Origin of the sequence: Pseudooceanicola lipolyticus (assembly GCF_002786325.1) — a bacterium.
Lineage (GTDB): Bacteria > Pseudomonadota > Alphaproteobacteria > Rhodobacterales > Rhodobacteraceae > Pseudooceanicola_C > Pseudooceanicola_C lipolyticus.
Map to the genome: position 1 here is coordinate 1 of NZ_PGTB01000143.1, position 9,979 is coordinate 9,979.

Here is a 9,979-nt window from a genome sequence, read left to right on the forward strand (position 1 = left end):
CACCACCCGCAGATCAGCCACCCGCACCGGCGCGCCGCTGCGGTCGGTGATGTCCAGCGTCACCCGGCCCGCGCCGTGACCGGCCTGCACGGTCCAGCCCAGCGCCTCCTGCGCGTCGCGGCGGCGGTTGAATTCCTGGCTGGCGACATAGGCGTTTTTCACCTCCAGCCCCGGAAAGGTGCCCACCGCCTGGACCGCCAGGGTGATGTTCACCGCGATGATCACCCCGAAGGCGCCGCCAAACACCGCCGCCGCGTGCCAGCCGGTAAACTGCCGCTCCGCCATCGCTCAATCTCCCGTTCCGTTAAAGGTCGTGTCCTTGAAGGCGCGGTCGCCATTGCCGAGGTCCTCGATCCAGAACCGCACCGGCACCGAGGCCGCCGCTGCCGGACCGGAACCGGGCGCCGACACCACATAAACCCGCATCAGCTGCACCGTATCCGCCGGCACGCCCACGATTGGCTCCGCGGCGCCTTCCAGCTGCACCCGCAGGGCCGGATCGCCGCCCACCGACAGGCGGAACTGCCGCGCCTCGGTGTTCTTGTTGCGCAGCCGCAAGTCATAGGTGTTGCGGATCGACCCGTCGGACAGGGTGACATAGGTCGGGTTGCGCACCGGCGCGACCGTCACCTCCACCGCCGGACGGATGAACAGCGCAAAGACCAGGCCGATGCCCACCAGCGCCCACAGCGCGGTGTAAAGCAGCGTGCGCGGCCGTAACACATGCGCCCAGACCCGGCGCGGGGCCTCGCCCGCCCGTTCGCGCGGCTCGTCCGACAGCGCCAGATAGTCGATCAGCCCCCGCGGCTTGCCGATCCGGGCCATCACGTCGTCGCAGGCGTCGATGCACAGCGCGCAGGTGATACATTCCATCTGCTGGCCGTCGCGGATGTCGATCCCCATCGGGCAGACATTCACGCAGGCCATGCAATCGATGCAATCGCCCCGCTGCGCCGCCTGCTCCTCCTTGCGGTGTTTGCCGCGCGGTTCACCCCGCCAGTCGCGATAGCCGACGGTCAGCGTGTCCTCGTCCATCATCGCCGCCTGGATCCGCGGCCAGGGGCAGGCATAGATGCAGATCTGTTCGCGCGCGAAGCCGCCGAAGAAAAACGTGGTAAAGCTCAGGATCGCCATCGTCGTATAGGCGACCGGATGCGCCTGGCCGCTGACCAGGTCGCCCAACAGAGTCGGCGCATCGGCGAAATAGAACACCCAGGCACCGCCGGTGGCCAGCCCGATCAGCAGCCAGACCGCCCATTTGGTCAGCCGCAGCCGCGCCTTGCGCAGATCCCATTTCTTTTGCCGGTGCAGCCGCAGCCGCGCGTTGCGGTCGCCTTCGATCCAGCGTTCGACCAGGATGAACAGGTCGGTCCACACCGTTTGCGGGCAGGCATAGCCGCACCAGACCCGGCCCAGCGCCGAGGTGAACAGGAACAGCCCCAGCCCGGCCATGATCAGCAACCCGGCAACAAAGTAGAATTCGTGCGGCCAGATCTCGATCCAGAAGAAATAGAACCGCCGATGCGCCAGATCCAGCAGCACCGCCTGGTCGGGCAGGTCCGGCCCCCGGTCCCAGCGCAGCCAGGGGGTCAGGTAGTAGATCCCCAGCGTGCCCGCCAGAATCAGCCATTTCAGGCTGCGGAAATAGCCGCTGACCCGGCGCGGAAACACCGGTTCGCGCGCGGCATACAGGCTGGGGGCGGGGCTGGTTTCGCTCACGCAAACATACTCGGGCTGTCATTTCTCGCCCCCGTTCTGGCAGAGCCCGGCCAAGGCCACTTTGACCTGAGTCAATAAATCCGCCATCGCCTGCAGATTTCAGTTGGTGCGAGCGTGCCGCGGCGATAGCCTGCGGTCCCGCGCCACCCGGGCCCGTGCCACCCGGGATTGCCACATTATGACGCGGGTTTTCGCCACATTTGCCCGGAACAACACGGGGCAGATGTTATTCAGGGTGATTGCCGCAGATGTGTACGATTTGTTCAGCCCTCCGCCCCTACGCGACGGATTGCGACTATGGCGCACTCAACGCGGCCCCGGTGACCACCGAAACCGCCGATGCCGCGGACAACATCTCCACATCTTACACGATGGAGGTTAACGGGTCCTTCGAGGGTCTGATCGAAAGCGCCGGCGACCGCGATTGGGTGGCGATCACGCTGCAGGCGGGCACCACCTATGACATCGACCTGCTGGCCTCGCCCAGCGGCGCGGGCACGCTGAGCGACCCGATCACCGCGATCTATGACAGCGCCGGCACCTATCTAGCCGGCAATGACGATGGCGGCGAAGGCACCGAATCCTACATGTCCTTCACCGCCGAAAGCACCGGCACCTATTATGTGATGGCGCGGGGGTATTCGGCCACGACCGGCACCTACCGGCTGGACGTGACGGCCGAGGCACCGCCGCCGCCACCGCCGCCCACGGATGCCGACCTCGACACGCTGGCCGCCTATCTCACCAGCGGCTATTGGACCGACGGTGGCGAAATTCCGCATCGCTTCGACACCCGCACCAACAATGTCATCAGCGTCAACCTGGCCGGCCTGACCGAAACCGGCCAGCAACTGGCGCGATGGGCGCTGGAAACCTGGGAGGCGGTGGCCGATATCGCCTTTGCCGAAACCACCGGCAGCGCCGACATCACCTTTGATGACGCCAATACCGGCGCCTATGCCGAATATATGCAAAGTGGCGGCTATACCATTTCGGCCGACATCAACATCTCCACCGGCTGGATCGACGAATACGGCGCGGAACTGGGCTCTTACGGCTTTCAGACCTATGTGCATGAAATCGGTCACGCGCTGGGCCTGGGACATCTGGGCAACTACAACGGCTCGGCCACCTACGGCACCGAGAACACCTTTGCCAATGACAGCTGGCAGGTGTCGGTCATGTCCTATTTCAACCAATACGAAAACACCCAGACCACGGCGAGCTATGCCGAGGTTGTGACCGCGATGAGCGCCGATATCATCGCCGTCCAGTCGCTCTATGGCGCGGCCGGGACGAGTTCGCTGACCGCCGGTGATACCGTTTATGGCGCCGGGCATACGCTGGGGTCCAGTTGGCTGGGCCAGCTTTACAGCGCGATGACCAGCACCAGCATTTCCGGCGGTACGGTCTATACCGGCGATTCCTTCGCCGCGACGATCTGGGACATCGGCGGCTATGACATCATCGACCTGTCCTTCGATGTCTGGGACCAGAACGTCAACCTGAATGCCGAGTCGGCCTCGGACGTCGATGGCGAAACCGGCAACCTGGTGATCGCGCGCGGCACGGTGATCGAAGAGTTTCGCGCCGGGCTGGGTGATGACACCGTCTTGGGCAACGCCGCCGCCAACACTCTGCTGGGCAATGGCGGCGAGGATACCCTGCGCGGCGCAGCCGGCAATGACACGCTGAACGGTGGCAGCGGCAACGACACGCTGGAGGGCGGCGCCGACAGGGACACGCTGATCGGCGGCACCGGCGCCGATGCGCTGAACGGCGGCGACGGCATCGACCTGGCCGATTACCGCGCCTCGATCCTGGCCGCGGTGGTCGACCTGGCCGATTCCGCGCTCAATTCCGGCGCCGCGGCGGGTGATACGCTGACCGCGATCGAGAACCTGTCCGGCACCCTCTTCGATGACAGCCTCTATGGCGATGATGTGCGCAACGTGCTGAGGGGGCTGAAGGGCGACGACCTTCTGGCCGGGCGCGGTGGCAATGATCAACTGATCGGTGCGGGTGGCAAGGACAGCCTGCTAGGCGGCGATGGCGATGACACGCTGAAGGGCGGCGGCAAGCGCGACACGCTGGATGGCGGCGCGCAGAACGACCTGCTGTTCGGCAATGGCGGGCGCGACCTGCTGGACGGATCATCAGGAGATGACCGCCTGACCGGCGGCAACGGGCGCGACACCTTCATCTACAATGGCGGCGTCGACGTGATCGAGGATTTCGGCAATGACCGGCTGCGCGTCGACGACGTCTTGTGGACCGGTCAGAGCTATCGGAAATCCGATGTGATGGCCCTGGCCAGTGCCGAAACCGGCGATACCATCTTTGATTTCGGCGGCGGCAATACCCTGACGCTGACCGGCTATTCCGATCTCGACGCGCTGTCCGGCGTTCTGGCCATCATCTGATCCTCGCGTGCCATCCGGCGCAGCCAGGCGGCAACCTTGCGCGCCGGAGCACGCAGCATCCCCGGCCGCGTGACCAGGTGATACCCCGCGCCGGTATCGGGATCCTCGAACAGGATGGTGACCCGCCCCGCCGCCACATCGGCCTCGACAAACAGCCGCGTGCTGACCGCCACGCCCTGCCCGGCGCGCACCGCCTCCAGAACCAGGTTGCCCGGCATCTGCACACGCCGCCCGACCAGCCCGCGCGCCACCCCGCGCCCCTGCAGCCAGTTTGACGCCTCGGACGACCCCAACTCTTCCAGCCAGGGCAGGTCGGTCAGTTCCTCGGGGTCGCGGATGGTGCGCCCGGCCAGCATTCCCGGTGCGGCGATCACCACCATCGGCGTTGCGATCAGCAACTCGCTGTCCAGCCCCGCCCAGCCGCCGGCGCCAAAGCGCAGGGCGATGTCGATGCCGCCCGGCGTCAGTTCGACCAGTTTGGCCGAGGGGTCGATCATCAGATCGATATCGGGATGCGCCATGCGAAACTCGGGCAGGCGCGGCATCAGCCAATTTGCGGCAAAGGACGGCGTGACCGACAGGTGCACCGGGCGCGCGGCGTCGCGCCCGGTCAGTTCCTGCACCACCGAGCCGATCGCGCCGAACCCCACCGTCAGCGCCTGCGCCAGCTGTTCGCCCTCACCAGTTAGGGTCAGCGCGCGACCCGACCGGTCCAGCAGGGCAACGCCCAGGTGACGCTCCAGCGCGCGCAAATGCTGGCTGATCGCCGCATGAGTCACGTTCAGCGCCGCGCCGGCGCTGACCACGTCGCCGGTCTCGGCAAAGGCGGCAAAGGCCCGCAGCGCGGCGAGCGGGGGCATGTCGCGCCAATCCATGTGTAATTCCAGCTTACATTTCGCGTTTCTGATTGAGTCGCATTTTCACGCCGCCCGATCAAGTATGAGCATCAGAAACGACATTCATAGGAGGACCCGAGATGCTGGGAATTTATGCCAAATCTTTCATGACCGCCACGCGCAGCGATTGCACCCGTGTCTATGATGTGCAGGCCAAACCCAAGGGCCGGCGCTGGTTGCCCGCCGGGCATTGGTGGTTCGACCGCAGCCGCTGCGTCGATCTCGACCGGCTCTGACCGGGCGCAACTGCCACGGCACGGCCCGCAAGGGCCGCGCCAGCCTGAGCCGACCGAAGGCGGCGCCGCCGCCTTCGGGGCCAAACCCTACTCTCCGCCCCCGAGCTGGTGTACATAGGCCGACACCGCGCGGATCTGCGCCTCGGTCAACCTGTCGCCCCAGGCCGGCATCACCCCAAAGCGCGCGTTGCTCACCGTCTCGATCAGCGCGTCGTACTCGCCGCCATAGAGCCAGATCGCATCGGCCAGGTTCGGCGCCCCCTGGCTGCGGTCGCCCAGCCCGCCCTCGCCATGGCAGGACAGGCAGTTCTGGGCAAACACCTCACCGCCCTGCTGCACCAGATCGGCATCGCGCGGATCGCCCGACAGCGACATCACGTAATTCACCACCTGTTCGATCTGCGCACGCTCTAGCAACCCGTCGCGGCCAAAGGCTGGCATCTCGGAATAATGCGCCTCTGGATCCTCCTCGGTGCGGATCCCGTGGCTGACGGTGGCGTGGATCGCCGCGATATCGCCGCCCCACAGCCAGTCGTCATCCAGCAGGTTCGGATAGCCCCTGGCCCCCGCCGCGCCCGACCCGTGGCATTGCGCGCACCAGGTGCGGAACACCGCCGCCCCCGCCGACACCGCATAGCCGTTCAACTCGGGATCACCCGCAATCGCGGTGAGTTCGACCGAGGCCAGCCGCCCGTTGATCGCGGCATTGGCCGCCTCGGCCTCGGCGATCTGTTCGGTGACCTCGGCGCGGGTGGAATAGCCCAGGATTCCGGCGGTGGCCCGGTTCACCAGCGGCCAGGCCGGATAGGCGATGGTATAGCCGATGCCCCAGATAATGGTCAGATAGAACAGCCAGACCCACCAGCGCGGCAGCGGGTTGTTGAATTCCTCGATCCCGTCCCAGCTGTGGCCGGTGGTGTCGGGATCGCCCGGTTGTTTGTTGGGCTGATCGCTCATTTCCGCTCCTCCCCGGGTTCGGCCGGTTTGCTGTCATTGCGGAACGGAATCGCCGCGGTCTGGGCATAGGTCTTGCTGCTGCCGGGGCGGAACACCCACAGGATAACCCCGGCAAAGAAGACGAACAGGGCCAGCAGCATCCAGCTGTCGGCGAATTGGCGCAAAAGCGTGTAAAGTTCCATCATGGCCTCCTAGCGGCTGGCATCGGGAGTGAAGGTCGAGAAATCGACCAGCGTGCCCAGCATCTGCAGATATGCAACCAGGGCGTCGGCCTCGGAAATGCCCGGCTGGCCGTCGAAATTGCGCACCTGCACGCTGTCTTCGCCATAGCGCTCCAACAGCCCGTCGAAGTCGCCGAACGGGTCGGTCTGGGCTCGGAAATCGGCGGCGGCATGGGCGATCATCGCATCGCTATAGGGCACCCCCACCCGGCGGTGGGCCACCATCAGATCCTGCACATGTTCGCCCTCGATCATCCGCCGTTCGAGAAAGCCGTATTTCGGCATCACCGATTCCGGCACCACCGATTGCGGGTCGCGCAGGTGGTCGACGTGCCATTCGTCGGAATAGCGCAGGCCGACGCGCGCCAAATCCGGCCCGGTCCGCTTGGACCCCCATTGAAACGGGTGGTCATACATCGATTCGGCCGCCAGCGAATAATGGCCATAGCGTTCGACCTCGTCGCGCATCGGCCGGATCATTTGGCTGTGGCAGACATAGCAGCCTTCGCGGATATAGATCTCGCGCCCGGTCAGCTCCAGCGGCGTATAGGGGCGCATCCCCTCGACCTTCTCGATGGTGTTTTCCAGGTAGAAGAGCGGCACGATCTGCACCAGCCCGCCAATGGTGACCACCAGAAAGCTGAAGATCAGCAGCAGCGTCGCGTTGGTTTCCAGGATCTTGTGTTTGTCGAGAATTGCCATCAATCGGCCCTCCTTATTCGGCCGGAATGGCGGCTGCAGGCGAAACGTCCCTTGCGGGCGCCCGTCGCACAGTCATCCACAGGTTGTAGGCCATGATCATCGCACCCGCGAGGTACAGAACCCCGCCCAGGCCGCGCACCACATACATCGGGAACTTGGCGGCGACGGTGTCGGCAAAGCTGTTCACCAGGAAGCCGTTGGCATCCACCTCGCGCCACATCAGCCCTTCGAGGATGCCTGTCACCCACATCGACGCGGCGTAGAGCACGATGCCGATGGTGGCGAGCCAGAAGTGCCAGCTGACCAACGGCAGGGAATACAGCCGGTCGCGTTTCCACAGCACCGGCACCAGGAAATACAGCGCGCCGAAGGTGATCATGCCGTTCCAGCCCAGCGCGCCGGAATGCACATGGCCGATGGTCCAGTCGGTGTAATGGCTCAGCGAGTTGACCGCCCGGATCGACATCATCGGCCCTTCGAAGGTGGACATGCCGTAAAATCCCAGCGAGATCACCATCATCCGCAGCACCGGATCGGTCCGCAGCTTGTCCCAGGCGCCGCTCAGCGTCATCAGCCCGTTGATCATCCCGCCCCAGGACGGCATCCACAGCACCACGGAAAACACCATGCCCAGGGTCGAGGCCCAGTCCGGCAAGGCGGTGTAATGCAGATGGTGCGGGCCGGCCCAGATATAGAGGAAGATTAGCGCCCAGAAGTGGATGATCGACAGCTTGTAGGAATAGACCGGGCGTTCGGCCTGCTTGGGCACGAAGTAATACATCATCCCCAGAAACCCCGCGGTCAGGAAAAAACCCACCGCATTGTGGCCGTACCACCATTGCGTCATCGCATCCTGCACGCCCGCCATCACATGCACCGAGCGCGACCCCCAGAACGACACCGGAAGCGCCAGGTTGTTGATCACGTGCAGCATGGCGACCGTGACGATGAAACTCAGGTAGAACCAGTTCGCCACGTAGATATGCGGCTCTTTGCGCTTGATGATGGTGCCCAGGAACACCGCCAGATAGGCCACCCAGACCACCGTCAGCCACAGGTCGACATACCATTCCGGCTCGGCATATTCCTTGGACTGGGTCGCACCCAGCACATAGCCGGTCGCCGCCAGCACGATGAACAGTTGATAGCCCCAGAACACGAACCAGGCCAGGTTGCCGCCCCACAGCCGCGCCGCGCTGGTGCGCTGCACCACGAAGAACGAGGTGCACAGCAGCGCGTTGCCGCCAAAGGCGAAGATCACCGCGCTGGTATGCAGCGGCCGCAGCCGGCCGAAATTGGCATAGCCTTGCAGCGCCTCGATATTCAGCTCGGGAAAGGCCAGCTGAAAGGCGATCACCACGCCGACCAGGAATCCGACGACCCCCCAAAAACAGGTTGCGATGACACCGGCGCGCACGACCGAGTCGAAATATTCGGTCTGGCGGACCGGCACGACCGGCTCTCCGACACGCTGCAACGTGTAAAGAAACAGCCCGCCGGCCACGCACATGATCAGGACGGCATGCACCAGATAGGCCGGATCGCGCGCGAAATTGATTCCCATCATCGCCACAAGCGTGATGACACCAAGCACGATCAGCTTGATATAATTAGACATTTATTGCCCCTTCGCCTTGCCCCCTGCGGATTTGACTGCCGCCGGGAACGGGTTCTGATGGGCGCGTTGATGCAGAACCCGGCGATGCCGCGCCTTGATCTGCATCAAGACGCGGCAAACGCGGACATGCGAGTTATACTTGAACCTGCGGCGCCGGCCGCGCCGGGCGCCGCAGCAAGAACTCAGATCTCGCGAGGTCCAGCATGACTTACAAATCGCTTCTTACCGTCCTGACCGATACGCGCTTTGCCGATGCGGCACTGCGCCAGATCACGGCGCTGGCCCAGGCGCAGGATGCCCATGCCGAGGCGCTGTGCCTGGGGGTCGACCGCACCCATGCCGGATTTTACTATGCCAGCGCCAATGCGATGATCCTGCAGGAATCGATCGAACGCGCGCGGGCGGAATCCGAAGACATCCTGGCCCATGCCGAAACCCGGCTGAAACAGGCCGGCATCCGCTGGTCGTCAGAGGCCGGGGTGGCGCAGCTGGCCGATCTGGGCCGCTATGTCGGGCATCACGCCCGGTTTGCCGATCTGGTGATCGCACCGCGACCCTATGGCGAAAATCGCGGGGTCGAGGCCGAGGCGCTGGTCGAGGCGGCGCTGTTCGATGGCCGCGCCCCGGTGCTGGTGGTGCCGGACGACGCGCAGCCGCTGGTCAACCCGTCCAGCGTGGTCATCGCCTGGAACGAAAGCGTCGAGGCACTGGCCGCGATCCGCAAATCGCTGCCCTTCCTCAAGATGGCCAAAAACGCCCGCATCACCGTGATCGACCCACCCCAGCACGGGCCGGAACGGTCGGATCCGGGCGGCATGCTCAGCCAGATGCTGTCCCGCCACGGGGTGAAATGCGAAATCGACGTGTTGTCCAAAACCGTCCCGCGCATTTCCGACGTGCTGATCCGCCACGCCACCGACACCGGCTCGGACCTGATCGTGATGGGCGCCTATGGCCATTCCCGCCTGCGCGAGGCGATCCTGGGCGGCGCCACCCGCAACATGCTGGAAAACGCCAGCATCCCGGTGCTGATGGCGCATTAGGCGGCGCCGGCCCGGCGCTCAGCTGCGGACAAAATGCAGGCCCCGGAACCCGGCCCGCATTTCGGCGGTGCGCGCGGCCACGCCGGCCGGATCGTTGGCCTTCAGTGCCTCGGCGATCAGTGCCGCCAGCGCCGGCGCATTGCCGGGCGTCACCCCGCGCCGCA

Annotated in this window: 10 protein-coding genes; 3 read left to right on the forward strand and 7 right to left on the reverse strand. The window is 65.1% G+C overall.

All coding sequences use genetic code 11. From position 1 onward, the window contains the following. Together CVM52_RS20630 and ccoG are read right to left on the reverse strand one after the other, a co-directional pair. A partial coding sequence (locus CVM52_RS20630; RefSeq protein ID WP_172721052.1) for a FixH family protein occupies positions 1–285 on the reverse strand: 285 nt, incomplete at its 3' end. A 3-nt stretch (positions 286–288) separates the two neighbouring features. Then, positions 289–1,719, reverse strand: coding sequence for a cytochrome c oxidase accessory protein CcoG (gene ccoG, locus CVM52_RS20635; protein WP_100164300.1), 1,431 nt, complete (start codon positions 1,717–1,719; stop codon positions 289–291). A gap of 320 nt (positions 1,720–2,039) precedes the next feature. On the opposite strand from ccoG, the gene CVM52_RS20640 reads away from it, so the two are divergent. Continuing rightward, entirely contained in the window at positions 2,040–4,142 is a 2,103-nt protein-coding gene (locus CVM52_RS20640; protein WP_172721053.1) for a M10 family metallopeptidase C-terminal domain-containing protein, read from the forward strand. Here CVM52_RS20640 and CVM52_RS20645 read toward each other — a convergent pair. Next, positions 4,097–5,017: a LysR family transcriptional regulator gene (locus tag CVM52_RS20645; protein ID WP_100164302.1), complete on the reverse strand. Its 921-nt coding sequence runs from the start codon at positions 5,015–5,017 to the stop codon at positions 4,097–4,099. The genes CVM52_RS20640 and CVM52_RS20645 overlap by 46 nt on opposite strands. A 101-nt stretch (positions 5,018–5,118) precedes the next feature. On the opposite strand from CVM52_RS20645, the gene CVM52_RS27050 reads away from it, so the two are divergent. After that, positions 5,119–5,274 carry a hypothetical protein gene (locus CVM52_RS27050; protein WP_172721054.1) on the forward strand — a complete coding sequence of 52 codons (156 nt, stop codon included), beginning with the start codon at positions 5,119–5,121 and terminating at the stop codon, positions 5,272–5,274. An 87-nt stretch (positions 5,275–5,361) separates the two neighbouring features. On the opposite strand, the gene ccoP is transcribed toward CVM52_RS27050, so the two are convergent. The 4 genes from ccoP to ccoN are packed head-to-tail and all read right to left on the reverse strand — an operon-like array spanning position 5,362 to position 8,772. Beyond that, positions 5,362–6,231: a cytochrome-c oxidase, cbb3-type subunit III gene (gene ccoP, locus CVM52_RS20650; protein ID WP_100164303.1), complete on the reverse strand. Its 870-nt coding sequence runs from the start codon at positions 6,229–6,231 to the stop codon at positions 5,362–5,364. Continuing rightward, entirely contained in the window at positions 6,228–6,413 is a 186-nt protein-coding gene (locus CVM52_RS20655) for a cbb3-type cytochrome c oxidase subunit 3 (RefSeq protein WP_100164307.1), read from the reverse strand. The genes ccoP and CVM52_RS20655 overlap by 4 nt, the downstream gene beginning before the upstream one ends. 9 nt (positions 6,414–6,422) lie before the next feature. Further along, entirely contained in the window at positions 6,423–7,154 is a 732-nt protein-coding gene (ccoO, locus tag CVM52_RS20660; RefSeq protein WP_100164304.1) for a cytochrome-c oxidase, cbb3-type subunit II, read from the reverse strand. 13 nt (positions 7,155–7,167) lie between these two features. Next, positions 7,168–8,772, reverse strand: a complete 1,605-nt coding sequence (gene ccoN / locus CVM52_RS20665; protein WP_100164305.1) for a cytochrome-c oxidase, cbb3-type subunit I — start codon at positions 8,770–8,772, stop codon at positions 7,168–7,170. A 203-nt stretch (positions 8,773–8,975) separates the two neighbouring features. Here ccoN and CVM52_RS20670 point away from each other — a divergent pair, with 203 nt between their 5' ends. Continuing rightward, a complete protein-coding gene (locus tag CVM52_RS20670; RefSeq protein WP_100164306.1) occupies positions 8,976–9,815 on the forward strand; it encodes a universal stress protein in 840 nt (279 codons plus the stop codon). The last annotated feature ends 164 nt before the right edge of the window (positions 9,816–9,979 follow it).